Below are 26,671 nucleotides of genomic sequence, written 5' to 3' on the forward strand. Positions count from 1 at the left end.
AGTTTAGAGACTGTTGCATATAACTCAAAATAATATTTAGAACTTTTATTATTCCTTTTTGTTTTGTTGTTGGTGCCTGACGAATGCCAGCGCTGAAGCTGTCTTCTGTGCTGTTGTTGTCGGGACTGAGGGCGGGGCGGTTTGAGTTGAATTCGGTTTGATAGCGGCAGCGACGTGAGGTCAGATCCGGTCCGGAAAGGCACTTATTTCTGATTGTGTTATAGATCGGAATTTGTTCTGGAATCTGATTGTATTGAATGTGATGCCCATGTTAGCTTTTTGGAGTCTGCTTCGGGGTCCGGTCAGGACATGGAGCTATATTTACAGTGGATTGCTGTGCGTGGGTTGTCGGTTGACTGCAGTAGAGGTGATGGAGTCATCCAGGCTGTTGCTCAATGAAATCTGGCAGGTAAGCAGGCGGCAGGGTAAGGGGATTTCCCGCGAATACCATACCCGAAAATAACTAAGCCCATCAGGCATAAGGAGAACGCCGTGGACTACCAGCAAATAGCTGACCTTCGCTTGCAAGAGCAACCGACCCTGAAAAATCGCCCACTAAGCGATAAACCCGCCGATATTAATGCTGTGCGCCAGCTGTGCCAGGCTGCTGTTAATGTTGAACTCTTCACCATTCCACTCTATATGACCGCGATGTATTCCATTCAGGGAATGCATGAGATCAATACCAAGCATGGATTTTATAAAGGACGCCAGTGGCCGGGTATGGCGACGACGTCAGGCAGCGGTGAGACGCCGAATGAAACCTGCTTTAACATCATTTTCAGCGTATTCATCCAGGAGATGTTACACCTTCAGCTGGCGGCTAATATATCTACCGCACTGAGCAAAGGTGTTGACCGGGATAAGGTCAGGTATTTCCCGACCTTTACCAGTCCCCTTTTGCAGGGAAGCTTTGACGATCAGGGAACCTCCTACCCGGATGCCTGGATCTGCTATGGCAAGAACTGTACTTCAATCCCTCATATCGTCGACTTTAATGACACTACCCTGGAAGGCTTAACGGTTGAACTGGGGCCGCTGGATGCACAGCGCATCACGTTGTTTAAAGCGATTGAGGAACCGGAAGCCGATGCCTGTGCGATTATCCGTGATTCGGCGAAGGATAAATATTTCCCAGCCGTTCCCTTTGCCGGCTGGACTGAGGGCAGCAGTGAGGCTGATCTGCCGCTGTTCGGTACTATCTCTTATATGTATCAGTGCCTGGCGACCTACCTGAATATCAGTTATGACGACGGCAGCACCCTGTTCGAAGCGGTTTATACCGATAAGTCTGCCCAGCAGGATCTGTTTAATCTCGAGGATGCCAAGGGCGGGCACCCCTGCCAGGAGTTCCCGCGGATGGGGGGGCTGAAAGTCACCAGCAGTAACCTGAGCGAAGCCAAAGAGCAGATCTTTAACCTGATGAGCGGGATTACCGATCAGGGTGAGGGCGGTAAGCTGGATGTGATTCCTGAGCCGGTACCGCAGCCGTTGCAGGCAACACTGCTTGGAGCCGTCGATTGTGAATATCAGCCGGACTTCGCCGCACTGACCGAGGATTATCCATCCTATGACCAGAACGGTAACAAGTTACCACAATCGTCGGATGCACACGCACGCTATACCTGGGGTGACAAAGATCACTACGAACGTTTTCAGATCGTTGAAGAGTTGATGGCCAGGCCGGAATTTTCAACCTGGCAACAGTGGCATGCGCAGGGAAATCGCTGGAGCGCCGAGGATCTGAAAACGGCTGACTACGAGGTTCAGGAAAATATTCCTGACCCGGCAGATATTGCCGCCGCGATGAATCGACTGAAAGAGACGGATATGTCGCAGAACTATCTGTCGTTCAGCCACGTTGCTGCCGGTTCGATTGCGGGGATCACTACGGTCCTGAATGACTACTGGGACTATAACGATTACTTCAGTGACAACCCGACGGCGTTCCCCTATCCGTCTATGGGCGGCTCCGGCGATCGTATCGCTATCTGTTGGGCGTTATTTGGTCTTACGCCGGAGCTGGATAAGGGGGCTTATCCGCGTCAGCCTGGTGGAGCACAGGGCCCAGGTAAGGTGCCGGCCAACCATGCCTGTCAGGGCATGAGCTTCGATATAAATAGCTGGCAGGAGAGTTGCGCCACACAAGGCGTTTACCACACCTGTAAGGGCTCCAATGGCTGTGCCGGCGAAGGCGGCTGTGGCTATGTCCATGACGCTTACTCGGGCGGGAATTGCAGCCATTCGGGTGGGGGCAGCGGTACTGATAGCGTATTCAGCGCCCCGGCCGACAATCAGTGTGGCGGTAAGGGCGGCTGTGCGGTACCGATTTCGGCGTCCCAGCTGCTGCCTGAGGGCGGCAATATGCAGTTGTTTAATCTTAAGTCAGATGCCGAAAACAACTATGACAAGCTGGCGGTCATGCCGTTTACCGAGGGAGAGCCGGTTTACGATGTGGCCTGGCGGGCATACACCGAGGTGCTGAAGGCCCAGGGTGTCGAGCCGTTGCCTGAAAAACCTGCACCAAGTGACTTGCGCCTGGTATTCCCACCTTCTACCTGATGATGGTGTAAACCTCACAGGTCGTTAGCCTGCGAAAGCGTCTAAAGTGCTGACAGCTGCCTGGCCGCTGCCAGCACTTTATCTTCTACTTCTACCCACAGCAGGATTTGCTATGGATGACACTCTATCGGTTCCTTCTGTCCCGGCTGAGCGGCTCTCGGGTTTGCCCGACCTGGGCTTTGGTGCCGGGCTGCGCAGTTGTCACTTTGAATGGCTGCTGAAAAACGATCTGAATCCGGCACAGCAGGATGAGCTTGAAAAGCCGCTGGACTGGTTCGAGATCATCAGCGAAAACTTTATGGATAATCAGGGCTTTGCCATGTACATGCTGGATCGGGTACGGGAGCGCTACCCGGTCGTTATGCATGGTGTGTCGATGTCGATCGGCTCGACCGATCCGCTGAATATGGACTACCTTCGCGGGCTGAAGGCACTGGCCCAGAGGATCGAGCCTGCCTGGGTGTCCGATCATATCTGCTGGACCGGTGTTGCCGGCGTCAATAGCCATGACCTGTTACCGCTGCCCTACAACGAAGAGAGCCTGCGCCATCTGTCTGAACGGGTCTGTCAGGTGCAGGATTTTCTGCAACGCCCGCTGATTCTGGAAAATCCCAGCAGCTACCTGCAGTTCAACAGCTCCAGTATGACTGAATGGGAATTTATTACTGAGCTTTGTAACGAGACCGGCTGCGGCTTGCTGCTGGATGTAAACAATGTCTTTGTGTCGGCGTTTAATCATGGTTTCTCCGCTGAGGCCTATATAAAGGCATTGCCTCATCAGCATATTGTGCAGATGCATCTGGCCGGGCCGACCCACTGTGGCACTCATATTATTGATACGCATGATCGGCAGGTGCCCCGCCAGGTCTGGTGTTTATATCAGCTGGCCCAGCAGTATGTCCCCGGGTGTTCAACCTTGCTGGAATGGGATGCCAGCATTCCGGAGTTTCCGTTACTGCTGGAGGAACTAAACAAGGCCCGGCTGGCCCTTGAGGGTGAGCTGCCCGGTGAGGAGCTGCAGTACAGCCCGCCGGTCGACGGCTATCAGCCTGATGCTGCGATTGTCTCGACCCCACTTCATCACAACCTGCAGGTTTCCTATGCTGAATCTGACTGAGCTGCAACACTGGTTTGGCCGCGCCGTAATACGCCTGCAGCTGGACCCGCGCGATCTGCAGGAGGCGGTCACCGACGCAGGTCAGCTGAACGCCGAGCAGCGGCTGGGGATTTATGCCGAAGGCTATCGCCTGCGTCTGCTGGAGTGTATGAGGGCCGAGTACGCCTGCCTGTGCGCAATACTGGGACCGGCGCTGTTTGATCAGTTTGCCCTTGGCTATCTGAATGCCAGGCCATCAGAATCACATACCTTGTTTGATCTGGGAGCCGGCTTCCCGGCATTTCTCCGTGCTACCCGCCCGGCACCTGAGGCTGGCGCTGCACCACTGCCTGCCCAGCTCTATATGCCCGAGCAACTGGCCGAGCTGGAGCGCTGCAGGGTGATGAGTATCCGCGGGCTGGGGACAGAGCAGAGCCGGGCAGAGTCGCCGGATGCCAGTCAGTTGCTGATGCAACCGGGCTGGTGTTTTGAGCTGCCTGATACCAGCTTTGTTACGGCGGCTGATTTTGACTTTGTGCCTTGTGTTGAGGCGGTTGAAAAGGGTGAGTCAGTCGCTTTTCCGATGCTGAAGAGCCAGTGTTTACTGGTTTATCGTCATGCCTATAGGGTGCGGCTGATGGAGCTGCAACCCTGGCAGGCGGAATTTATGCATAGCTGTAACGGTGTTGAAGGCTGGTCTGAGCCGTGTAGCCAGCTCAGTGAGCGCCTGCAGATGCCGGCAGGAGAGCTGATATCCCGGCTGGTGACCTGGCTGCCGGGGTTACTGGGCTCCGGAGCCCTGACCGCAGCATTAGCAGACTAACCCTCCAGGCATAGCGTCCCTCTCCTCAGACGCGGTATTTCTGATATAGCTTCCCCCTCTAAGGTGCGCGAACAGTGGCTCGGAGCGATGCTGAGCCCGCCTGGTGGGAGTGCGCGATAATTTTTCAATATATCTAAAAAGAATAGATAAATTTCTATTTATTCTTTTTTGTTTTATGGGTTGCTTTGTCATAATGCGCGGCAACATCAGGAAGTTCCCCATCGCCGCTTTGGCCAAAGAGAGGAACTCCGGTAGCCAGATAAAAGAGGTGGCGGGCGCCTCGGCGGATCGACCACCCGGATCTATACGTTTTTTAATTAATGAAAGAGTGTGACTAATGACTTCCTTGCCGGAACATCGCTTGACCCATCTTCGGCAGCTCGAAGCTGAGAGTATCCATATTATCCGTGAGGTAGCCTCCGAGTTCGAAAACCCGGTAATGCTCTACTCCATTGGTAAGGATTCCTCGGTGATGCTGCACCTGGCGCGCAAAGCCTTTTATCCGGGTAAGCCGCCGTTTCCACTGATGCATGTGGATACCACCTGGAAATTCCGCGAAATGATCGAGTTTCGCGACAAGATGGCTGAGAAAGCCGGCATGGACCTGATTGTGCATATCAATCAGGACGGCGTAGACATGAACATCAGTCCTTTTGTTCATGGCTCTTCCAAGCACACTGACATTATGAAAACCCAGGGCCTGAAGCAGGCGCTGGATAAGTACAAGTTCGATGCGGCTTTCGGTGGTGCCCGTCGCGACGAAGAGAAATCCCGTGCCAAAGAGCGCGTGTTCTCATTCCGTGACAAGAACCACCGCTGGGATCCGAAAAACCAGCGTCCGGAACTGTGGAATACCTTTAATACCCAGATCGATCAGGGTGAAAGCATCCGTGTATTCCCGCTGTCCAACTGGACCGAGCTGGATATCTGGCAGTACATCTACCTGGAAAACATCGACATCGTGCCGCTGTACTTCTCCGCCGAGCGTCCGGTTGTAGAGCGCGACGGTATGCAGATCATGGTCGACGACGAGCGTCTGCCACTGGAAGAGGGCGAAGTACCGGAAATGAAATCCGTCCGCTTCCGTACCCTGGGCTGCTACCCGCTCACCGGCGCGGTGGAATCTGAAGCCGCAACCCTGCCAGAGATCATCCAGGAGATGCTGCTGACCACCACCTCCGAACGCCAGGGGCGCGCCATCGACCATGACAGCTCCGGCTCCATGGAGAAGAAAAAGATGGAAGGTTATTTCTAACGAAATAGCTGTTAGCTTAAAGCCGCAAGCAATCAGTAGCAGCCAGCAGGACGCTGGCTTGAGCGAAAGCGGAGGCAGAAATGGATTTCGAGCGCCTGGTGGTTTGGCAGCGAGCGATGACGCTTTGCTGCAGCGTCTATCAGCAAACAGACAAGCTGAAAGACTTTGGCTTTAAGCAACAGATAACCAGATCAGCACTTTCCATACCGAGCAATATTGCTGAAGGCATGGAAAGACTGACGGATAAAGAAAAAGTTTACTTTTTAGGGGTGGCAAAAGGCTCATGCGCTGAGCTCAGGACTCAGATTCTGGTTGGGGAACGTATCGGTTATCTATCCCCGGGAATTGCGAAAAGTTCTGTTCAGGAGACGCGCGAGATATCAGCCATGTTGCATGCCCTCTTAAATAAGATTCGCGAGTGTTGAGGATGGCACAGGCCGCTCAGCACTTGGCGCTTAAAGCCCGGAGCTTTTAACAATGAGTCATCAGAGTGATTTGATCGCCAGTGATATTCAGGCGTATCTGAAGCAGCACGAGAATAAAGAGCTACTGCGTTTTCTGACCTGCGGTAGTGTGGATGATGGTAAGTCGACCCTGATCGGTCGTCTGCTGCACGATTCCAAGATGATCTATGAAGATCAGCTGGCGTCTATCCAGGCGGATAACGCCCGTGTCGGTAATGCGGGTGAAGAGCTGGATCTGGCGTTGCTGGTGGATGGCCTGCAGGCCGAGCGTGAGCAGGGCATCACCATCGACGTGGCGTACCGCTACTTCTCGACGGATAAGCGTAAGTTTATCATCGCGGATACCCCGGGACATGAGCAGTACACCCGTAACATGGCGACCGGTGCCTCTACCTGTGACCTGGCGATCATCCTGATCGATGCCCGTCACGGCGTACAGGTTCAGACTAAGCGACACAGCTACATCGTTTCGCTGCTGGGTCTGAAACATACGGTTGTTGCTATCAATAAGATGGACCTGGTGGATTTCAGCGAGCAGCGCTTCGAAGAGATCAAGGCCGATTACCTTGAGTTTGCCAAGGATCTGGACCTGCCGGACATACAGTTTGTACCGCTGTCGGCCCTCAAGGGTGACAACGTTGTGAGCCTGTCTGAATCCACTCCGTGGTATCAGGGCAAGCCGCTGATGGAGACGCTGGAAACCGTTGAAATCGCTAACGATAATAACTTTGAATCGCTGCGTTTCCCGGTCCAGTATGTAAACCGTCCGAACTTAGACTTTCGTGGCTACTGTGGCACCCTGACATCTGGTATCGTACGCCCCGGTGACGAAGTCACCGTGCTGCCGTCGGGCAAATCCAGCAAGGTTAAATCGATCGTGACCTTCGATGGCGAGCTGGAAGAAGCCTATCCGCCGATGTCTGTGACCCTGACCCTGGAAGACGAGATCGATATCTCCCGTGGCGACCTGCTGGTCAACAGTTCCGATGTGCCTGAGGTCACTAACCGCTTCGATGCGATGGTGGTCTGGATGAGCGAAGAGGAGATGGTGCCGGGCCGTCAGTATGAAGTAAAACTCTCGACCAGCCGCGTTGCAGGCAGCGTGACGGCAATCCGTCACCGGGTTGATGTCAACACCCTGGAGCAGTCTGCGACGGCGGTACTGGGACTGAATGAGATCGCCCGTTGTGAAATCTCTGTCGAGCGTCCGATTATTGCTGACGATTACAAGCAACATCAGGGCACCGGTTCCTTTATCATTGTCGATCGTCTGAGCAATCAGACTGTCGCTGCCGGCATGATCATCAACGATGGTTCCCAGCAGTTGCTGGACGACAGCAGCCTGATCACCACAGAATCACTGGTCAGCAGTGACGAACGTGCACGTCGTTACGGTCAGCAGGCCGTGACGGTTGTTATCTCCGGTGGCGAGCAGGCCCAGCGTGACACTCTGATCTACAGCCTGGAAAAACGCCTGTTTGATCGTGGCCGTGCGGTGAGTGTCCTGAACCCGGCGCAGCTGGGTGCCGAACTGGGTGATAAGCTGCTGCCGGTGGCGCAGTTGCTGAACCAGAGTGGCTTACTGGTACTGGCCGACAGTGCCGAGGCACTGCAGGGCGAGAACCTGTTCAATGTTTCCCTGAGTGGGGCCGACGCAGAACTGCGTCTGGATCCGGAACAGGGCGCAGCGGCGCAGGTTACGGCGGTGGTCGAGCTGCTGACGGAACACAGCCTGATCTGATTCAGGCAGCGATAATCCGGTAGCCTCAAGGGCTGCACGGAACAGAACAGGGCGGCCTCAGGCCGCTCTGTTATTAGAGCCTCTGCATAAACCGTGGTGAACTTTTCGCCCACGTTTTATTCAGAGGCTTTTAAGCGCAAACAGTGCGCTTGATCAAATAGGATTCTGTACTCATCGGAACGGATTTCGGTAAACTTTAGCAAATTCTAATTTAATCACTTTGTCGGGGCTCCGGTTTCCACAGAGTAGCTGCAGCGGACGTTATGACGGAATATATCCTCATCCTGATCAGCACGGTGCTGGTAAACAACTTCGTCCTGGTCCAGTTTCTGGGCCTGTGTCCTTTTATGGGCGTTTCCAACAAACTGGAAACCGCTATGGGCATGTCCCTGGCGACCACCTTTGTCCTCACACTGTCGTCGGTTTGCAGCTACCTGGTGTTTACCTACCTGCTGGACCCTCTGGGTCTGGGCTACCTCAAGACCATCGCTTTCATCCTGGTGATCGCCGTGGTGGTACAGTTCACCGAAATGGTGGTGCATAAGACCAGCCCGCTGCTCTACAAGGTGCTGGGGATCTTCCTGCCATTGATCACCACCAACTGTGCGGTGCTGGGCGTGGCGCTGCTGAATATCAAAAAGACCAATGACTTTATCGACTCTATCGTTTACGGCTTCGGTGCTGCCGTCGGCTTCTCGCTGGCGCTGATCCTGTTTTCGGCGATTCGTGAGCGTGTCGCAGTGGCGGATGTTCCCACTCCTTTCCGTGGCGCGGCGATCGGTATGGTGACGGCCGGACTGATGTCGCTGGCGTTTATGGGCTTTACCGGACTGGTTCAGTTCTGAGGCGGAGACAGAGATGAGTGCAGTATTAATCGCAGTAATCGTAGTCTTTGGCCTGGCCGTAATCTTCGGTGTGATCCTGGGTTACGCCTCGGTCCGCTTTAAGGTTGAAGGCAATCCGCTGGTCGATCAGATCGACTCCTTGCTCCCGCAGACCCAGTGTGGTCAGTGTGGTCACCCGGGCTGTCGTCCCTACGCTGAAGCGATCGCCAATGGTGAGGCGATCAACAAATGTCCGCCGGGCGGACAGGGCACCGTCGAAGCGCTGGCCGACCTGCTGGACGTAGAAGCACTGCCGCTGGACGGTGAGCATGAAGAAAACCCGGTTAAGACCTTCGCTTACATCCGCGAAGATGAGTGTATCGGTTGTACCAAGTGTATTCAGGCGTGCCCGGTTGATGCCATTCTCGGCGCCGCCAAGCAGATGCATACGGTGATTCAGTCTGAATGTACCGGATGCGATCTATGTGTTGAGCCCTGTCCGGTTGACTGTATTGATATGATTCCTGTTGAAACCACCCTGCAGACCTGGAAATGGGATATGCCCAAGTCCGGTGTAAACCTGATTGCCACTGATGTGCGTGGTGAAGTTGAGGGGAGGGCGGCCTGATGGGATCGGTATTTGAATTTCATGGCGGTATTCACCCACCGGAGAATAAACGTCAGTCCAACGGTGCGCCGATCAGTGCGGCACCGATTCCGGATCGCCTGGTACTGCCATTTAACCAGCATATAGGGGCGCCGGCGGATGCCGTGGTCGAAATAGGCCAGCGGGTTCTGAAAGGCCAGATCATTGCCGAGGCGATCGGCCGGGTGAGTGTCAATATTCATGCGCCGACCTCCGGCATCGTGACGGATATTGGCCTCTATGCCATACCCCATGCCTCAGGCATGCAGGCACCCTGCATCATCATCGAGCCTGACGGTAAGGATGAGTGGGGAGAGCGTCGTGCCCTGGCGGACTTCCGCAGCCTGAAAAAGGCGGAGCTGACTGATCATATCCGCGCCCACGGTATTGCCGGTATGGGCGGGGCGGGCTTCCCGACCGACGTCAAGCTGCACCTGGGTGATGATCATATCGTTAACACCCTGGTGATCAATGCGGCCGAGTGCGAGCCTTATATTACCGCCGACGATATGCTGATGCGTGAGCGAGCCGACCAGATTATCGGCGGTATCGAAGTTATCGCCCACCTGCTCAAGCCGAGCCATGTCCTGATCGGTATCGAGGACAACAAGCCTCAGGCGATTCGCGCGCTGGAAGAAGCCAAGCGCGGTAACCCGCTGAATATTGATGTAGTGGTAGTACCGACTAAATACCCCTCCGGCGGTGAGAAACAGCTGATTAAGCTGCTGACCGGCGTCGAGGTGCCTAGCGGTAAGATACCCGCCGATGTCGGCATTGTCTGTCAGAACGTCGGTACCGCCAGTGCTATCTATCGCGCGGTACACCATGGCGAGCCGCTGATCTCCCGCGTCGTGACCATCACCGGTGATGCGGTCAATCACCGCCATAACCTGGAGGTGCTGATTGGTACTCCCTTCCGGACATTGCTGGACCACTCCGGTGTGCGTCGCAAGGAGATGTACCGCATGGTGATGGGCGGGCCTATGATGGGCTTCGCGATGACCGATGAAGAGGTGCCGGTGGTGAAAACCACCAACTGCATTATCGCCGCCACAATTGACGAGATGCCGCCTGCGCCGCCTGCCAACCCCTGTATCCGCTGTGGTATGTGTGAACAGGTCTGCCCGGCTGAACTGTTGCCGCAGCAGCTGCACTGGTTTGCCAAGGCAAAGGAGTTCGATAAGGCGCGCCATCACAACCTGTTTGATTGTATCGAATGTGGCGCCTGTTCCTTCGTTTGCCCATCCAATATCGAGCTGGTGCAGTACTACCGCTTTGCCAAGGCCGAAATCCGCGCCGAAGAAGCCGAGCAGCGTAAGGCCGATCACGCCCGTGAGCGATTTGAAGCCCGCAAGGCGCGTCAGGAAGCGGAAGAGGCAGAGAAGCAGGCACGTCGTAAGGCCCGTGCTGAAGAAGCCGCTAAGGCTCAGGCGGTGAAGAAAGATGCTGCCGAACGCAAAGAGACCGTGAAGGCAGACGCCGCTGTCGATGTTAAGGCACTGAAGACCGCTGCTGCCGTCGCCCGTACCAAGCTGAAAAAGGCCGAGAAGGCGCTCCTGCAGGCGCAGGAGAGCGGGGCTGATAACCAGGCTGAGCTGGAAACGGAGTTTAAGGCGGCACAGGCGAAATCCAACGCTGCGCAGCAGAAACTGGAACAAGCGGAGAAAGGCCAGCTCGGTGCGGCCGCCGCACCGGACACCAAGGCGCTTAAAACCGCCGCGGCGGTCGCCCGGACCAAGCTGAAGAAAGCCCAGACCGCGCTGAAGGCGGCGGAAGAGAAAGGCCAGGATGGCGTCGATGCGCTGCGTGATACGGTTAAGCAGCTGCAGGACAAAGCCGATGCCGCGCAGAAGGCCTACGATGATGCCCAGTCGGGCGCGAGCGCGCCTGCGGCACCCGTTGCCGATATCAAGCAACTGAAAACCAATGCCGCGGTAGCGCGGACCAAGCTGAAAAAGGCCGAGAAGCAACTGGCGGCGGCGGAAGAGAGCGGCGAAGGCGATCTGGCTGAATTGAAGGCTCAGGTTGAGCAGCTGCGCTCCAAAACCGAAGCGGCCCAGCAAGCCTATGACAGCGCAGAATCCGGGGCCGCGGGTGCGCCGGCTTCTGCGGCGGCGATCGATCTGGCTCCGCTTAAGGAGGAGATGGAAAAAGCGCTGGCCAAGGTGGAAAAAGCTCAGGCGGCGGCGGATGCCGCAGCCGAAAAAGGATTGCCAACGGCTGATAAGATGAAAGCCGGTGTTGATAAATTACGCGGAAAATATGAAGAGTCAAAAAAGGCTTTTGAAGATGCACAGTTATCAAATAACCAAAAGCAGCCTTCAAAAATCAATATTGATGAATTGAAATCGGATATGGAAGCTGCGCTTGCCAAGGTGAAGAAAGCCGAAGCCGCAGCCACTGCTGCCGAGGAAAAAGGCCTGCCCGCCGCTGAGAAAATGCGCGCCGGGGTTGAAAAGCTGCGCGGCAAGTACGCAGAGGCAAAACAGGCTTTTGAAGCGGCTCAGCAACAATCCGCCGCTGCAATCCAGCCTGCCGTGTCGCCCGCCCAGCTGGCCGAGCTGCAAGCCGATATGGACGCTGCCCAGGGCAAGGTACAGAAAGCCGAGGCGGCGGCTAAAGCCGCTGCTGAGAAGGGACTGCCAACGGCCGAGAAGATGCAGGCCGGGGTTGAAAAGCTGCGCGGTAAATATGAGGAGGCCCGCCAGGCCTACGAAGAGGCCGCCGGACCGGCCCTCAATGGCAATGCAGCAGAGTCAGCCGTTGCCGTGCCGGATATCGTGCCGGATATAAAGGCGCTTAAACAGCAGGTGTCTATCATGCGTACCAAGCTGCGCAAGGCAGAGAAGGCGCTTGAAGAGGCAGAGGGCGACGATCTGGCTGCGCTGCAGGCTGAAGTAGCCGAACTGAGCCAGCGCCATGATGCCGCTAAGGCTGAGTTTGATGCGGCTGAATCCCGTCAGATTGAGCTCGCGGCCGCCGAAGGGGTCGACCTGAAAAAACTGAAGGTCGATGCCGCTATGGCCCGGGCCGAGGTCACCAAGGCCGAGCGGGCGATCAGCAAGGTAACAGATGAAGACAGTGATGAACTGAGTCAGCTGAAGGATTCCCTGCAGCTGGCGCAGCAGCGCGCTGATGAATTGAACGCGACACTGAGTCGATTTACGGACTAAGGATTAACTGAGCGATGGCTTTGATCCGAACCAGCTCTCCGCACCTGCATAAGGTCAGCCGTACCAGCGATGTGATGCGCCTGGTACTGCTGGCGACCCTGCCGGGGCTGCTTGCGATGACCTTCTTTTTTGGCTGGGGCACCCTGATCAATGTGATCTGGGCCTCCCTGCTAGCGCTGGGCTTTGAGGCAGCGATCATCAAGCTGCGTAACCGCCCGGTGCGCTACTACCTGACCGACTACAGCGCGCTGGTGACGGCCCTGTTGCTCGGTCTGGCGCTGCCACCGTTCGCTCCCTGGTGGCTGACGCTGGTGGGCGTGTTTGTCGCCATCGTGATCGCCAAGCACCTCTATGGTGGTCTGGGACAGAATCCGTTCAATCCGGCGATGGTGGCCTATGCGCTGTTGCTGGTTTCCTTCCCGGTGGATATGACCCGCTGGACCCTGCCAACCGTGATGGTGGATGGCGGTTTCCCGGGATTGTTTGAGACCCTGGGCATTATTTTTGGCGGTATCGATGCGACTCAGATCGATAGCTACACCGGTGCCACGCCGCTGGATGCCCTGCGCCATCGTGGCGGCCTGACCACCGAAGAAGCATGGCGTGCTGTGCCGGTACTGGCTGATGGTGTCGGTGCCTGGCACGCTGTCAGCGCAGCCTATTTTATGGGTGGTATCTTCCTGCTGTATCGCAAGGTCTTCACCTGGCATGGTCCGCTGTCGATGCTGATCAGCCTGACGGTTATCTCGACGCTGTTCTTTGCGGTGGAGCCGGATGCCTATGGCGATCCGTTCTTCCATCTCACCACCGGCGCCACCATGCTGGGGGCGTTCTTTATCGTTACGGATCCGGTCACGGCCGCAACCAGTAACCGCGGCAAGGTGATCTACGGTGCCTGTATTGGCCTGTTGATCTATGTGATCCGTACCTGGGGTGGCTATCCGGATGCCGTGGCCTTTGCGGTGCTGCTGATGAACCTGGCGGCACCCTTTATCGATCAATACACCCAGCCGCGTACCTATGGCCATCAGAAAGCCCGCCGCGGCATGAAGGGAGATGCGTGATGGAGATGTTATCCGCTGTACGTCGCAGCTCCGTCGGCATTGGTATTTTTGCCATTGTGACCGCCGGACTGATTGCGATCACACAGGTCTCAACCAAGTCGCGTATCAGCCACAATGAGCGCGAACAGCAGGCCCGGGCGTTGTATGAAATCGTGCCCAAAGACAGTATCGATAATGACCTGCTGGAGGATACGTTCTCCTTTGTCGCGCCTGAACTTCAGGGCAGCGAGCAGCCGGCCAACGCTTATCTGGCGCGACGCAACGGGGTTATCGAGACTGTGATACTGCCGGTGGTTGCGCCGGATGGCTACTCCGGCAAGATCAACTTCATTATCGGTATCCACCGCGATGGCAGCGTGGCTGGCCTGCGGGTTCTGGCACACAAGGAAACGCCGGGACTGGGCGACAAGGTGGATCTGAAAAAGTCCGACTGGGTACTGAGCTTTAATGGCGAACGTAAAGGTGGCCGTAATGACAGCAGCTGGGCTGTGATTAAGGATGGTGGCCGCTTTGATCAGTTTACCGGCGCCACTATTACCCCGCGCGCTATCGTCAATGCGGCTGGCCGGGCGATCGATTACTTCCAGCGTCATAAAACCGAGTTGCTGGGTGACTCGCCGAAGAAAGTCTCTCAGGAGAGTAGCTGATGTCTGCTGATGCCAGAAAAATAGCCCTCGACGGGCTCTGGAACAATAATCCGGCTCTGGTGCAGTTGCTGGGTCTCTGCCCGCTGCTGGCCGTCACCGGTTCGGTGGTAAATGCGATCGGTCTGGGAGTGGCGAGTACCCTGGTACTGCTGGGCTCCAACCTGACCGTATCGGCCTTTCGTAAGTTTGTCCCGGAATCGGTGCGGCTGCCGATCTTTGTGATGATCATCGCCTCATTCGTTACTGCGATTGAGCTGCTGATGCAGGCCTTTGCCTATGAGCTGTACCTGATTCTCGGTATCTTCATCCCGCTGATTGTAACCAACTGCGCGATTATGGGACGTGCCGACGCCTTTGCCTGTAAGAATACCGTCGGAGCTTCGGTGCTGGATGGCCTGATGATGGGGCTGGGGTTCACCGCTGTACTGGTGGTGCTGGGGGCGATGCGTGAGGCACTCGGGCTGGGAACGCTGTTTGCCGATATGCAGCTGCTGTTTGGTCCTGCCGCTGAAAGCTGGAAAATTACCCTGATCGACGACTATAAGGGCTTCCTGTTTGCCGTCCTGCCACCGGGAGCCTTTGTCGGTATGGGCTTGCTGATCGCGCTGAAGAATGTGATCGACAGCCGCCTGGAGCAGCGACGCCAGCAACAGAAACCGGAATCGGATGGTGGTGTCGAGCGGGTCCGGGTGACCGGTTGAGTGGCCCGCTGAAATGCATTTCTCAGATGCGCCGCCGTTAACGGGCTTCTACGAATCCTGAAAAGCACCCGCTTTCATACAACTGTTTGAAAGCGGGTGCTTTTTTGTTTCTGCCGAATTTATTTCCGGCGACAGAACAGTTTGATTGACTACCGCCTTTCAGCATGAATAATTGAGCTGAAGGATCATGGTAAAAACACTGATAATTGTTTTCGCAATTGCTAGCAGCTGAAACCGGTTATTGAATGCTTTATTGCTGTAGTGACCGGCCGTTGCTGCTTGATACGGTCTCAGGTTATCCCGTCTCAGGATCCGGCGTACAAGCCGGGCCTTGCAGCAGGCAATCCAAACACAAACCAGAATACCAGGTATGGGTTAACTAAATTGGGTGTGAATCAGCCGATTCCAGTGGTGATATGCGACGACTCCCGTCTGGCTCGCAAGCAGATGGCAAACGCCCTATGTCGCTGGAATATAGAAGTAACCTTTGCCGAGCATGGCTTGCAGGCACTGGAGGCGATTCGCGCGGGCAAGGGCGACCTGCTGTTTCTTGACCTGAATATGCCGATTATGGATGGCTACCAGGTGCTGGAGCGCATCCGCCGGGATGACCTGAAAACGCTGGTGATCGTTGTATCAGGTGACGTCCAGCCAGCTGCGCTGCAGCGGGTAATGAACATGGGCGCCCTCGATTTTGTGTCCAAACCCACATCTGCGGCTGATATCGGCAAGGTTCTGCAGCGCTTCGGTATTCTGCAGGAGCTGGAAAAGCCACGTGAGATAACCGGCGGTCAGGAACCGGAATCTGTCCCCGAGTACTATCAGGAAATAGCCAATATCGCGATGGGGCGGGCCGGAGATCTGCTGGCCCGCTTGCTCGGTGTCTACGTATCGTTGCCTATTCCCCATGCGCGGATGGTGCATCGCAGTGCGCTGGAAATGCACCTGTTTGCCTCTGAACGTCCGCCATTCAATATTGTCGGTCAGGGGTTTATCGGCGGAGGTATTGCCGGCGAAGCACTGATCCAGATACCGGTCAGCTGTGTCGGCAATCTCGCCGGCGTCATGGGGGTTACCGAAGCGATTACCTCTCTGCAGCAGGAAGAGCTGATGATGGAGGTGGCTAACACCCTCACCAGTGCCTTCCTTGGCAGCTTCGCCCAGCAGTTGAAAATAAGCCTCAGTCGCGGCACTCCGACGCTGATCGAATCTGACGGCTTTCCGGCCGATTCTGAAAGCTGGCAGCAAAGTCTGGCGATCACCATTGATTACCAGATCGAAAGCGATGATATCCACTGCGAACTGCTGGTGATTTTTACTGAAGACTCGCTGCCTGCGCTGAAACGACTACTACGGGCGGTGTTATGAGTCGCGATCGCTTTACCCCTCAGGAAACACAAAACCAGCATCCCGCAACCGACTGGAATCTGGCCCTGCTGCAGACCCTTGATGTGGGTCTGGTGGTGATTGATGACTGTTACCGGATTCAGTTCTGGAACGGATTTATGGAAAACCATTCCGGCAGGGCTCCGGCCGAAGTGGCAGGTCGGGATCTGTTCGAAACCTTCCCCGAACTTCCCCAAAGCTGGCTGCAGCGTAAGCTCAATGCGGTGCTGTTGCTGAAAACTCCCTCCTATATCAACTGGGAGCAGCGCCCCAGCCTGTTTCGTTTTAAGAGCCACCGCCCGATCACCGGACACTCCGCATTCATGTATCAGAATGTCCACCTGATACCGCTGCCCTCTGTCTGTGGTCCGGCGGAACATGTCGGTATGCTGATCTATGATGTTACCGATGTGGCCGTCAGCCGCCGTAAACTGGAAGAGGCTAACGGCAAGCTGGAGGCATTGAGCCGGCGCGATGCCCTGACGGGCCTGCATAATCGCGGATACTGGCAGGAGTGCCTGGAAGCGGAGTTCAACCGGTTTTTGCGTAACCGGCGTAAAAGCAGCCTGATTATGGTGGATATCGATCATTTTAAGCAGATCAACGACCGCCTTGGGCATCCGGCCGGTGACGAGGTGATCTCTCAGCTGGCCCGGCTGTTACATCAGCACGCCCGCAAGACTGATATCGTTGGCCGCTACGGCGGTGAGGAGTATGGCGTTATCCTGCTGGATACCTCAGCCCGCCAGGCCGAGATTTTTGCTGAACGTTTACGTCGGGCGGCAGAGCTGATGCTGGTGAACTATCAGGGCACTGAGATCAGCTTTACCATCAGTCTGGGAATTGCCGAGGTGGAAACCGATCAGCAGGGCGCAGCCGCCTGGCTGGCACAGGCGGATAAAGCCCTCTATCAGGCCAAGGCTGAAGGGCGAAACCGCTATCGCGTTTATATAGAATAATCCCTCCGTTGCCGTTCAGTCTCAGCCCTCCGGCAGGGGCGCTCGCAACTCTGATGCGGCACCGAGTTGCATTCAGGCTTTCGCTGGTTATCATGGGTGCCCACTTATGAGCCATCTTGTGGGATCGCCCCGCCCGTTATGAATAAGCAAAAACGACACGAAATTTTCACCCGCCTGCGTGACCAGAATCCCAATCCGACCACCGAGCTGGAATACAGCTCCAACTTCGAGCTGCTGATCGCTGTGCTGCTGTCTGCCCAGGCGACTGATGTGGGGGTCAATAAGGCTACCCGCAAGCTCTACCCGGTTGCCAACACCCCGGAAGCTATACTGGCACTGGGTGTGGACGGGCTGAAGGAGTACATCAAGACGATCGGCCTGTTTAACTCCAAGGCTGAGAACGTTATTAAAACCTGCCGTACGCTGGTGGAAAAGCACAACTCAGTGGTGCCGGATAACCGGGAAGACCTGGAAGCACTGCCGGGGGTGGGACGTAAAACGGCCAATGTGGTGCTGAATACAGCATTTGGCCAGCCGGCGATGGCGGTGGATACCCATATCTTCAGGGTATCTAACCGTACCCGGATTGCTCCGGGCAAGAACGTCAACGAAGTGGAGCAGAAACTGATGCGCTTCGTACCCAAGGAGTTTTTGCTGGACGCCCACCACTGGCTGATTCTCCACGGACGTTATGTTTGTGTCGCACGCAAACCCAAGTGCGGCATCTGCCTGATCGAAGATCTTTGTGAGTACAAGGAAAAAACTGAGTACGATAGCTGATCTGTTGCGGTTGTGTAGCGTAACAGTTTGTTTCTGTTGATCTGTAGAAAGGGAGATACCCAATGAGTAAGCCACGCCTGATTGTTGCCATCAGCGGCGCATCCGGAATCATCTATGGCATCGAGCTGCTCAAGGCACTGAAGCAGCTGCAGGTTGAATCCCATCTGGTGATCTCGAAATCTGCCGGAATTACCCTGGCAGAGGAGACTGACTACTCCCTCGACCAGCTGCGCGCCCTGGCGGATGAGGTGCATCCGACCGGTGATATTGGTGCCTCTATCGCCAGTGGATCGTTTAAAACCCTGGGCATGGTTGTGGCCCCCTGTTCTATTCGCACCCTGTCGGATATTGCCTATGGTTCAACCTCTAATCTGGTTTCCCGGGCTGCCGACGTGGTATTGAAAGAGCGGCGGCGGCTGGTACTGATGGTGCGGGAAACTCCATTGCACCTGGGGCATCTGCGCAGTATGACGGCGGTAACCGAGATGGGAGCGATCGTTATGCCGCCGGTACCGGCCTTTTACGCCCGGCCTGAGTCGCTGGACGATATGGTTAAGCATACTGTGGGGCGGGTGCTGGACCTGTTTGATCTGGATAATGATCTTGTGCAGCGCTGGCAGGGGCTGGGTAACAGTTAAGCGATGGGTCACTCAACTTACTCACAGAAACTGTGTATAACTCTGTGAGTAATATCTTTGTAATCCAGCTCAGGACGCATTAATCCACTCTTGCTGAAAATTGTCTGATTTCTAACCAGTTTTTAGAGCCGACTGAATTTACAGGGTTTTTTCTGGCAGTGATTGATAGCAGCCCGCTTTCGTTGTTGTTCATCCAGCGCAGCGGACGGCTATTAAATCGCTGTGGAGTAATTCCTGAGCGTTCAGTTTCTAAATGTGTTTTCAGCGGAAGAAGAGACAGGCATAAGCCTGCAGGTGACGGTCCTGATACCAGCTATGGCTGAGACGTTTAATCAGCCGGTTAGCCTCAACCCTGGAGATATCCATCCGCACCCAGGCCAGTACCCGGTCTGAGTTACCGGCATCGGTGAGCAGAATACGGTTTATGCGCTGATCGTTGTGCAGCAGGCGGCGCACGGCATCCTGGTTAATCTGTGCCGGAAGGTTCTGAATTCCAATTTCCATCTGTTTTACTCCCTGTAATGCGCTGGGCCGTCGCGCTAATACTATCCGAATCCGGTGACAGTTTGGCGACACCGCAACAGCTTCCCCGACGCCGCAAGGCCCGCCTAGCTAAGCTGGTCCAGCGGCAGGGCGGTCTTCTTCACCGGCTGGCGCAGGACAAAGTTCGAAATCACCGAACGTACGCCGGGCAGGCTGGTCAGTTTGTTCAGCAGCAGTTGCTGATAGCTGTCCAGATCAGGTACCACAATCTTCAGGACATAGTCCGCCGCACTGCCGGTAATCAGGTAACACTCCATAATCTCCGGCAACACCGAAATCTCATTCTCAAAGGCCTGCAGCTTTTCCTGGGTCTGGGCTTCAAGCGAGACCTGCACCAATACCGTCATTGGCAGCCCGGCCTTGCGCTGGTCCAGCAGTGCAACCTGACGTTCGATCAGGCCGGAGTCCTCCAGCTGTTTCAGACGACGGCCACAGGGAGTAGGGCTGAGGCCAACCCGTTCGGCCAGGTCCGTAACGCTGATCCGCGCATTTTCCTGCAGGATACTGAGGATGTGACGGTCAATTCGATCCAGGGAGTGAGGCATCGTTTTATCCTTCGCTCAATGATGTCCAGCTAACGATTGTAATGGATCATGATGGCCCGGGCGTAGTTTTGCTTGGCCGGATTACGAAACTTTTGCTAAACCTTTTTTACGGGCGTTAAACATTCAGGGAGGGATTCTGGCCCAGCGGAGTCAGTATTTTCCATTTTAAGCGCAGCTTGGTTCAGCGGCAGAGGGCGCTGACCTGCAAGGCTGCAATCCTTCGGTAATACCACTGAACAGCTGTCTTCCGGGCGCAGACAAGCGCATTACGGAGGGTTCCTAGCGACAGGAGAACTTGTATGGCGATGGCTGTAACGGTGTGTGATGACTCCATGATGTCACGAAAATCGGTGATCAGGGCGCTGCCTGATGACTGGGATGTTGAACTGACTCAGGCCTGTAATGGCCGGGAGGCGATAGAAGCCTGTCATGCAGGAAAGGCTGAAGTGCTGTTTCTCGACCTGACGATGCCGGTGATGGACGGCCTGGAGGTGCTGCAGCAGCTGAAGCAGGAAGATGCCAATACGGTCACCATAGTGATCAGCGCTGACTTTCAGGCCGAAGTCTCACAGCGCGTGATCGAGCTGGGGGCACTGTCTTTTATCACCAAGCCGGTTACCAAAGAGCGTCTGGCCGATGTGCTGCGTCAGGTGGGTTTGATATGACGTTACTGGCCCGTGACAACGCCGAGTACCGTGATGCGCTACAGGAGGTGCTGAATATCTCGATGGGGCAGGCGGCAGCCAGCCTGGCCCAGCTGATCAATACCCGCGTGCATCTGTCGATCCCCAAGCTGCACTGGGTCAACCGTGCCGAAGTGGGAGCGCTGGCTGAGCAGCTGTCGCTGAGCGAGGGGAGCCTGTTCACCCGTCAGGCGTTTACCGGGTATCTCCGGGGTGAGGTATTGGTGTGCTTTGCGGCGGGGGCGCGGCATCAGCTGCTGGGAGAGTGTATGGGCTACGGCAGCGGAATGACGCCACTGGAACGTCAGGAGTTAACCCTGGAGCTGACTAATATCCTGTCCGGCGCCTGTATCAACGGCCTGGCAGAGCAGCTGGAGGTCGATCTGCATTTCAGTGCCCCCAGTATGCTCAGCCAGAATGTCAGCCTGCCTGCGTTGCTGAGTCAGAAATCACTGGGATGGTCTGAGGCGCTGTTTATGGATATCCGCTTTACGGTCGAGAGTATCTCAATGAGTACCGACCTGCTTATCTGTATGCCGGATGAAGATACCGAAGCACTGTTCAGCCTGATAGGCAGGTTGCTGGAGGAGTAGATGATGTCTTTACACAGCCAGGTGGTGGACCAGCTCGGTGTAGGGGTACTGGTCGTCGATAGCGACTATGTTATCGCTTACTGGAACAACTTTATGGCTGATAACACCCGACATGAAAACAGTGACATTGTCGGTATGTCACTGTTTCAGGCTTATCCGGAGCTGCCGGAAGTCTGGCTCAGGCGGCGTCTGGAGTCGGTATTCCTGCTCAGGACCCGTTCATTCACCAACTGGCAGCAGCGCCCCTTTATATTTCGCTTTCCAAGCAGCCGGCCGATTACCGGTACCTCCAAGCTGATGTATCAGTCCTGCACATTGTTTCCGATCTGCGATGGCAACCGTCAGGTGAGTCATGTCTGTATCACGGTCGCGGATGTGACCGCGACGGCGGTCGTGCAGACGCAGCTGAAGAACCTGATGCGAAAACTGGATCAGGATAAGCGTTATCAGCAGGATCTGAATCAGAAGCTGGAGGAGGCGCAAAATCAGTTGCTGCAGTCGGAAAAGCTGGCATCGATCGGTCAGCTGGCCGCCGGCGTAGCCCACGAGATCAATAATCCGGTGGGGTTTATCAAGTCCAACCTGCTGTCCCTGCGGGACTACGTGAAAGATCTCGGGCAGGCGCTGGAGCAGTATGACCATTTGATCGACAGCAGTGATGTGCAGTTACAGGCGAAACGCGACGCCCTCAGGGAATCGCTGGATCTGGATTTTATCACCTCTGACCTGGGCAGCATGCTGGAGGAAACCTTTGATGGCATTGAGCGCATCGAGGGCATCGTACGCTCGCTGAAGGACTTCTCCCGCGGAGACAATGCTGAGTGGCAGTGGAGCGATATCAATCAGGGGCTTCTCAGTACCCTGAAAATTGTCCAGCATGAGATCAAATATGTAGTGTCAGAAGTGCGTCAGGACCTGGCCGATCTGCCCCGGGTGTATTGCATTCCGGCGCAACTGAATCAGGTATTTATGAACCTGATGGTCAATGCCGCGCAGGCGATGGACGATAACGGCGTTATCACGATCAGTACCAGGGTGGATGCCGGGTATGTGGTGATCCGGGTGAGTGATACCGGACGGGGTATCGATCCGGCCCATCTGGAGCGGATCTTTGACCCGTTTTTTACCACTAAGCCGGTGGGGGAGGGCACGGGGCTGGGGTTATCTGTCTCTTACGGCATCGTGCAGGCCCATGCCGGTGAGCTAACGGTGCAAAGCCAGCCTGGCCAGGGGACGGTTTTTACTATCCGGTTACCGCTTGCTCAGGATGCCGGGGCGGAGAAAGAGGTTCCGGCTGAGGGCGCGGTGTCGCTTTAACTCGGGCCGCAATCAGGGCATTATCCCTCGCCATGAACCAATGGTATGTCTATATGCTGCGCTGTGCCGACGGCACACTTTACACCGGTGTCAGCACCGATCCCTGTCGTCGCCTGCGTGAGCACAACGGTGAAATTAAGGGGGGCGCGCGTTATACCCGTGCCCGCCGTCCGGTGGCGCTGGTCTGGCAGGAGCCTCAGCCAGACCGCTCGGCTGCCTGCCGGCGGGAGGTGGCGGTTAAAGCCCTGCGCCGGACCGATAAGCTGCGGCTGGTGACACTTTTCAGTCAGACAGCAGAGGCTGTCGGCAGCCAATAAAAAAGCCTCTTGCCCGCCGAACGGGGAAGAGGCTTTCTCATCAGCTTGGCCGATATCTGTATTCAGATGCCCGGTGCAATAAAGGTACTGGACTTGCTTAGTTGCAGCGTACCATTACTGATCTCGAAGGCGATCTCTGAAGTGCCTTTCATGGTCCCTGCCGGGCTGCAGACACGGTAATCGAACCAGCGCGGTTTCAGGCTGACTTCGACAACCGATGGTCCCTTCAGGGTGAGTCCGTCAGGTCCGGTCAGGATCACCTGGAAGGGCTTCAATCCGTCATCGAAAGCTTCCAGTTTCATCTGGTAGTAGTTACAGATATTGTTGGCGCTATCGACCTGAAACAGTGCTCCGCGTTCACGCTGAATCTCGATCAGCACCGGGCTGCGCTGGCTGAAGCCCCATACCGTGGCGGCGACCGAAAGCATCACGACAACAGCGTAGCCGATCAGGCGGGGGCGCCATAGCGGGCTGGATTGCTTGCTGAGTTGCTGTTCCGAGGCAAAGCGAATCAGGCCGCGTTCGCGCCCAACCTTATCCATCACCGCATCACAGGCATCGATGCAGGCGGCGCAGTCAATACACTCGTACTGCAGGCCGTCGCGAATATCGATACCGGTCGGGCAGACCTGTACACAGAGGCCGCAGTCGACGCAGTCGCCACTGTCACTGCCGCGGTTACGCTGGTTGCTGCGTGGTTCGCCACGGGCGGCGTCATAGCTGACGGTACGGGTCGCGGAATCGAACATTACACCCTGAAAGCGGGCATAGGGACACATGTGGGTACAGACCTTTTCCCGTGCCAGTCCGGCATTCAGGTAGGTCAGGGCGGTCATAGTGATCAGCCAGCCGGTGCTGGTCCAGTCCAGCTGCAGCTGAGCCAGATCGGAAACCAGTTCACGTACCGGTACGAAGTAGCCGGTAAATGTCAGTGCCGTAATAAAGGCGGCCAGCAACCAGAGCAGATGCTTGGCGATCCGGCGCAGCAGGCGTTTCCCCCTGAGGCTGTTGGCTTCCTGCCGGGCGCGAACGCTGGAGCGCCCTTCAGTGAAGGTCTCGATGCGGATAAACAGCCAGGTCCAGATACTTTGCGGACAGGCAAAGCCGCACCAGAGGCGCCCCCAGCCTACTGCCATAAAGAACAGCAGCGCCGAGCCGGCGATCATGACTCCGGCCAGCAAGGGCAGGTCGTACCAGCTCAGACTGGTGCCGAACATCTGGATTCGGTGGCTGGAAAAGTCGAACAGCAGCCAAGGCTGACCATCGACCTCTATCCAGACCAGCAGCAGATAGGCCAGCAGAAGCGGCCCGCTGATTATCCGCCGCAGGTTTTGAAATTTGCCTTCTGTCAGGCGCACATGGATCTTTCCGCCCACTGCTGTAGTGGTCGAAGGGACATTTCGGACAGGGATCTGTTGCATGATGGGCTCCGCAATAACCATTGCAGCGCATTTTATACAGCCGTTAAAATAGGAACAGGTTCAAAAAAAGTTATTTTATTAGGTACAGATGGATAAGCCGGAGACGCAGGTGAGCAGTTATCTCTATCAGCAGCTGGAGCAGGAGTTGCGCCAGGCGATTACCCAGGGCCGTTTTCTGCCCGGTGACCGCCTGCCGTCAATCCGCCAACTCTGTCAGCAGAGAGGTCTGTCTAAGGCCACAGTATTGCATGCTTATGAACGGCTGGAGATTGCAGGCCTGATCGAAGTCAGGCCCCGGGCCGGGTATTTTGTCAGCCGTCCGGTACCCCAGCGACAGTTGCCCGCCGTTGGGACTCTGGAAAGTAAGCCCACGCTGGTGAATGTCACCGAAGTGATGGGCGATATCATGACCCAGAGCGCAGTGTTTGACCTGTTGCCCAAAGGCCCGCAAAGCGGCTCCCCGCCGCAGGGGGTGGTCGAGCTGAATCGCTGCATAGGACGCGCCCTTAGAGGTCAGCGCGGGCAGCAGCATCATTATTATGCTGACCCTGCTGGTTCTGCCGGCCTGCGTGATCAGCTGATACGCCGCTACCAGCGCATGGGGCTGAACTTACCAGCCGAGCAGATCACGCTCACGGCGGGCTGTCAGCAGGCGCTGTTTATGGCATTGATGCTGTGCTGCGATGCCGGTGATGTGGTGGCGGTGGAGTCTCCGGGGTTCTTCGGTGTGCTGCAGCTGCTGGAATCCCTTGGCCTGAAAGTGGTCGAGATCCCCTGCCGACCGGAGACCGGTATGGATATGGATGCCCTGGAGCAGGTATTGCAGCAGTGGCCGGTCAAGGCCTGTGTGGTGACTCCCGCATTTTCGACGCCGACCGGTGCCCTGATGCCGGCTGAAGCCCGTCACCGCTTGCTGGCACTGGCCAGCGCTTATGACCTGATGGTGATCGAAGATGATATATACGGAGATATCGGCTTCGAGTTTCGTCCTTCGCCGCTGAAAGCTGATGATCGTGAGGGCCGGGTGATTCTCTGTGGCTCGGCGTCCAAATCGCTGTCGCGTGACCTGCGCCTGGGCTGGATTTGCGCCGGAGAACTGCAGCCCCGTATTAATCACCTGAAGATGGTGAACCTGCTCTCCGGCAACAGCTTTGTTGAACAGGGGGTGGCTGACTTTATTGCCACCGGCCACTACGAGCGCCATTTGCGCCGCATGCGGGAGCAACTCCGGCAACAGCGTGACCAGTTGCTGCAGCTGCTTGATCAGCACTGGCAGCAGCCCTGCCGAGCCAGCGAGCCGGCCGGCGGGCTGGCGCTCTGGCTGGAGCTGGACGCAGATATCGATACGCTGGCGTTATACCGGCGGGCAAGGCAGCAGGGCATTATCATTACGCCCGGGGCGTTGTTTACCTCACAAAGTCGCTATCGCAACTGTCTGCGTATGAGCTTTGATCTGCCCTGGGATGAGAAACGTCGTGATGCGCTGATTCGGCTGGGAACCCTGCTGGACTGATCGGCGGCGCTGAGGGATAAGCGGCGCAGGCATTTTTGATCTGTTCGGTTGCCATCCGACTGTCATAATCGCCTTCTACATTGAGATCAGGCGCCGATGTTGAAGCAGCACCAGGCAGCGGGGCGTCTGACTCAACGGAGGGTGGCACTGATGAATATCTTTGTGGGTAATCTGTCCTGTGATCTTGAGGCCGAGGAGTTGCGGGATTGCTTCGCGGAGTTTGGTGAAGTCGTTGATGTCCGGGTGATTACAGATCCCGAGACGGGGCTCTCCCGGGGTTATGGCTTTGTCACAATGTCAGACCGGCTGGAGGCGAAGGAAGCGATGGGGCGTTTAAACCGGATCAGCCTGCGTGGAAAACCGATCTATCTCGAGCAGGCCCGGGCAAAACGCAGTCGCCAGTCCCAGCCGCATCACTGAAGCGAATCTCATGGTATTCGGTCATTATCCTAGTTCGGGCGCTGATTATTGAATCCGCCGTAAATTGCGCGTATTCGGTCGTATCTTCAGGCGCGGGAACTCGCCCAGTGGAATCGATCCTGCTAGTATTGTTGTTATGTTATAACTTAATTTTGATGTGACTTTTGGCAGGAGTGATCGTGAAGAAACTGATTCCCTTGATGGTGGGGCTGACCGCAGCTCCGGTAATGGCTGAAGAGTTTGATACCCAGCACGCCGCCCATGAGCATGGCAAGGCGGTACTGAATATCGCCCTGGCGGGACAGCAGCTTGAGGTGATGCTGGAGTCTCCGGCGGCTAATCTGGTTGGCTTCGAACATAAGGCAACCCAGGCAGAGGATATCGAACGGGTCCGGGCGATGGAGAAAACCCTGCGCCAGGGTTACCAGATGATCATCCTGCCGGAAGATGCACTGTGTGTGCTGGATACACCGCGTCTGCAGCACAGCCTGCTTGAGGCTGATAAAGATCATCATGATCACGAAGATCACGAAGATCACGAAGATCACGAAGATCACGAA

At 56.0% G+C, this 26,671-nt stretch carries 26 protein-coding genes; 23 read left to right on the forward strand and 3 right to left on the reverse strand.

The annotated features are described in order from the left end of the window. Positions 1 to 492: 492 nt before the first annotated feature. The 16 genes from Q354_RS0102230 to Q354_RS0102305 all read left to right on the forward strand — a co-directional run bounded on the left by Q354_RS0102230 (position 493) and on the right by Q354_RS0102305 (position 18,759). A complete protein-coding gene (locus Q354_RS0102230; protein WP_051559821.1) occupies positions 493 to 2,562 on the forward strand; it encodes a ferritin-like domain-containing protein in 2,070 nt (689 codons plus the stop codon). Between the two features lie 112 nt (positions 2,563 to 2,674). Next, entirely contained in the window at positions 2,675 to 3,679 is a 1,005-nt protein-coding gene (gene bufB, locus Q354_RS24300) for an MNIO family bufferin maturase (protein ID WP_084332441.1), read from the forward strand. Then, positions 3,663 to 4,481: an HvfC/BufC N-terminal domain-containing protein gene (locus Q354_RS27140; protein ID WP_051559822.1), complete on the forward strand. Its 819-nt coding sequence runs from the start codon at positions 3,663 to 3,665 to the stop codon at positions 4,479 to 4,481. The genes bufB and Q354_RS27140 overlap by 17 nt, the downstream gene beginning before the upstream one ends. A gap of 337 nt (positions 4,482 to 4,818) precedes the next feature. Then, positions 4,819 to 5,736: a sulfate adenylyltransferase subunit CysD gene (gene cysD / locus Q354_RS0102245; protein ID WP_027856195.1), complete on the forward strand. Its 918-nt coding sequence runs from the start codon at positions 4,819 to 4,821 to the stop codon at positions 5,734 to 5,736. 80 nt (positions 5,737 to 5,816) lie between these two features. Next, entirely contained in the window at positions 5,817 to 6,161 is a 345-nt protein-coding gene (locus tag Q354_RS0102250) for a four helix bundle protein (RefSeq protein WP_027856196.1), read from the forward strand. A gap of 52 nt (positions 6,162 to 6,213) precedes the next feature. Further along, positions 6,214 to 7,941 (forward strand): sulfate adenylyltransferase subunit CysN, encoded by a 1,728-nt coding sequence (gene cysN / locus Q354_RS0102255; RefSeq protein ID WP_027856197.1) that lies wholly within the window; start codon positions 6,214 to 6,216, stop codon positions 7,939 to 7,941. Positions 7,942 to 8,204: 263 nt separating this feature from the next. After that, positions 8,205 to 8,786 (forward strand): electron transport complex subunit RsxA, encoded by a 582-nt coding sequence (rsxA, locus tag Q354_RS0102260; protein WP_027856198.1) that lies wholly within the window; start codon positions 8,205 to 8,207, stop codon positions 8,784 to 8,786. Positions 8,787 to 8,799: 13 nt separating this feature from the next. Next, positions 8,800 to 9,393 (forward strand): electron transport complex subunit RsxB, encoded by a 594-nt coding sequence (gene rsxB / locus Q354_RS0102265; RefSeq protein ID WP_027856199.1) that lies wholly within the window; start codon positions 8,800 to 8,802, stop codon positions 9,391 to 9,393. Beyond that, positions 9,393 to 12,584: an electron transport complex subunit RsxC gene (gene rsxC / locus Q354_RS0102270; RefSeq protein WP_027856200.1), complete on the forward strand. Its 3,192-nt coding sequence runs from the start codon at positions 9,393 to 9,395 to the stop codon at positions 12,582 to 12,584. The genes rsxB and rsxC overlap by 1 nt, the downstream gene beginning before the upstream one ends. Before the next feature lie 14 nt (positions 12,585 to 12,598). Next, a complete protein-coding gene (rsxD, locus tag Q354_RS0102275) occupies positions 12,599 to 13,648 on the forward strand; it encodes an electron transport complex subunit RsxD (protein ID WP_027856201.1) in 1,050 nt (349 codons plus the stop codon). Next, positions 13,648 to 14,295 carry an electron transport complex subunit RsxG gene (rsxG, locus tag Q354_RS0102280; protein WP_027856202.1) on the forward strand — a complete coding sequence of 216 codons (648 nt, stop codon included), beginning with the start codon at positions 13,648 to 13,650 and terminating at the stop codon, positions 14,293 to 14,295. The genes rsxD and rsxG overlap by 1 nt, the downstream gene beginning before the upstream one ends. Then, complete coding sequence (locus Q354_RS0102285; RefSeq protein WP_027856203.1) at positions 14,295 to 14,996, forward strand: electron transport complex subunit E; 702 nt, start codon at positions 14,295 to 14,297, stop codon at positions 14,994 to 14,996. Before rsxG ends, Q354_RS0102285 begins: the two co-directional genes overlap by 1 nt. A 411-nt stretch (positions 14,997 to 15,407) precedes the next feature. Further along, positions 15,408 to 16,364 (forward strand): response regulator, encoded by a 957-nt coding sequence (locus Q354_RS0102290; RefSeq protein ID WP_281174708.1) that lies wholly within the window; start codon positions 15,408 to 15,410, stop codon positions 16,362 to 16,364. Further along, positions 16,361 to 17,341: a GGDEF domain-containing protein gene (locus Q354_RS0102295; protein WP_027856205.1), complete on the forward strand. Its 981-nt coding sequence runs from the start codon at positions 16,361 to 16,363 to the stop codon at positions 17,339 to 17,341. The genes Q354_RS0102290 and Q354_RS0102295 overlap by 4 nt, the downstream gene beginning before the upstream one ends. Before the next feature lie 138 nt (positions 17,342 to 17,479). Beyond that, positions 17,480 to 18,121, forward strand: a complete 642-nt coding sequence (nth, locus tag Q354_RS0102300; protein ID WP_027856206.1) for an endonuclease III — start codon at positions 17,480 to 17,482, stop codon at positions 18,119 to 18,121. A 62-nt stretch (positions 18,122 to 18,183) separates the two neighbouring features. Next, positions 18,184 to 18,759 (forward strand): UbiX family flavin prenyltransferase, encoded by a 576-nt coding sequence (locus Q354_RS0102305; protein ID WP_027856207.1) that lies wholly within the window; start codon positions 18,184 to 18,186, stop codon positions 18,757 to 18,759. A gap of 261 nt (positions 18,760 to 19,020) precedes the next feature. Here the strand turns inward: Q354_RS0102305 and Q354_RS0102310 are convergent, their stop codons facing one another. Both Q354_RS0102310 and Q354_RS0102315 read right to left on the reverse strand, forming a co-directional pair. After that, positions 19,021 to 19,263, reverse strand: coding sequence for an RNA-binding protein (locus tag Q354_RS0102310; protein ID WP_027856208.1), 243 nt, complete (start codon positions 19,261 to 19,263; stop codon positions 19,021 to 19,023). Between the two features lie 104 nt (positions 19,264 to 19,367). Continuing rightward, positions 19,368 to 19,847 carry an Lrp/AsnC family transcriptional regulator gene (locus Q354_RS0102315; protein WP_027856209.1) on the reverse strand — a complete coding sequence of 160 codons (480 nt, stop codon included), beginning with the start codon at positions 19,845 to 19,847 and terminating at the stop codon, positions 19,368 to 19,370. 299 nt (positions 19,848 to 20,146) lie between these two features. On the opposite strand from Q354_RS0102315, the gene Q354_RS0102320 reads away from it, so the two are divergent. The 4 genes from Q354_RS0102320 to Q354_RS24310 are packed head-to-tail and all read left to right on the forward strand — an operon-like array spanning position 20,147 to position 22,757. Next, complete coding sequence (locus Q354_RS0102320) at positions 20,147 to 20,512, forward strand: response regulator (RefSeq protein ID WP_027856210.1); 366 nt, start codon at positions 20,147 to 20,149, stop codon at positions 20,510 to 20,512. Further along, positions 20,509 to 21,123, forward strand: coding sequence for a chemotaxis protein CheC (locus tag Q354_RS0102325; RefSeq protein WP_027856211.1), 615 nt, complete (start codon positions 20,509 to 20,511; stop codon positions 21,121 to 21,123). The genes Q354_RS0102320 and Q354_RS0102325 overlap by 4 nt, the downstream gene beginning before the upstream one ends. After that, on the forward strand, positions 21,124 to 22,440 hold the full coding sequence (locus tag Q354_RS0102330; protein WP_051559823.1) for a sensor histidine kinase: 1,317 nt from the start codon (positions 21,124 to 21,126) through the stop codon (positions 22,438 to 22,440). It begins immediately after the preceding gene. A 32-nt stretch (positions 22,441 to 22,472) separates the two neighbouring features. After that, positions 22,473 to 22,757, forward strand: a complete 285-nt coding sequence (locus Q354_RS24310; protein ID WP_036228302.1) for a GIY-YIG nuclease family protein — start codon at positions 22,473 to 22,475, stop codon at positions 22,755 to 22,757. Positions 22,758 to 22,819: 62 nt separating this feature from the next. Here the strand turns inward: Q354_RS24310 and ccoG are convergent, their stop codons facing one another. After that, positions 22,820 to 24,178, reverse strand: a complete 1,359-nt coding sequence (ccoG, locus tag Q354_RS0102340) for a cytochrome c oxidase accessory protein CcoG (protein ID WP_027856213.1) — start codon at positions 24,176 to 24,178, stop codon at positions 22,820 to 22,822. A gap of 109 nt (positions 24,179 to 24,287) precedes the next feature. Between ccoG and Q354_RS0102345 the strand changes: the two genes are divergently transcribed. The 3 genes from Q354_RS0102345 to Q354_RS28820 all read left to right on the forward strand — a co-directional run. Then, positions 24,288 to 25,691, forward strand: a complete 1,404-nt coding sequence (locus Q354_RS0102345; protein ID WP_245600969.1) for an aminotransferase-like domain-containing protein — start codon at positions 24,288 to 24,290, stop codon at positions 25,689 to 25,691. A 150-nt stretch (positions 25,692 to 25,841) separates the two neighbouring features. After that, complete coding sequence (locus tag Q354_RS0102350; protein ID WP_027856215.1) at positions 25,842 to 26,111, forward strand: RNA recognition motif domain-containing protein; 270 nt, start codon at positions 25,842 to 25,844, stop codon at positions 26,109 to 26,111. Between the two features lie 179 nt (positions 26,112 to 26,290). After that, positions 26,291 to 26,671, forward strand: a 381-nt coding sequence (locus Q354_RS28820; RefSeq protein ID WP_211252190.1) for a ZrgA family zinc uptake protein, incomplete at its 3' end; no start/stop codon positions are given.

It is taken from the genome of Marinobacterium jannaschii DSM 6295 (assembly GCF_000620085.1).
In the GTDB taxonomy this organism is placed as follows: domain Bacteria; phylum Pseudomonadota; class Gammaproteobacteria; order Pseudomonadales; family Balneatricaceae; genus Pontibacterium; species Pontibacterium jannaschii.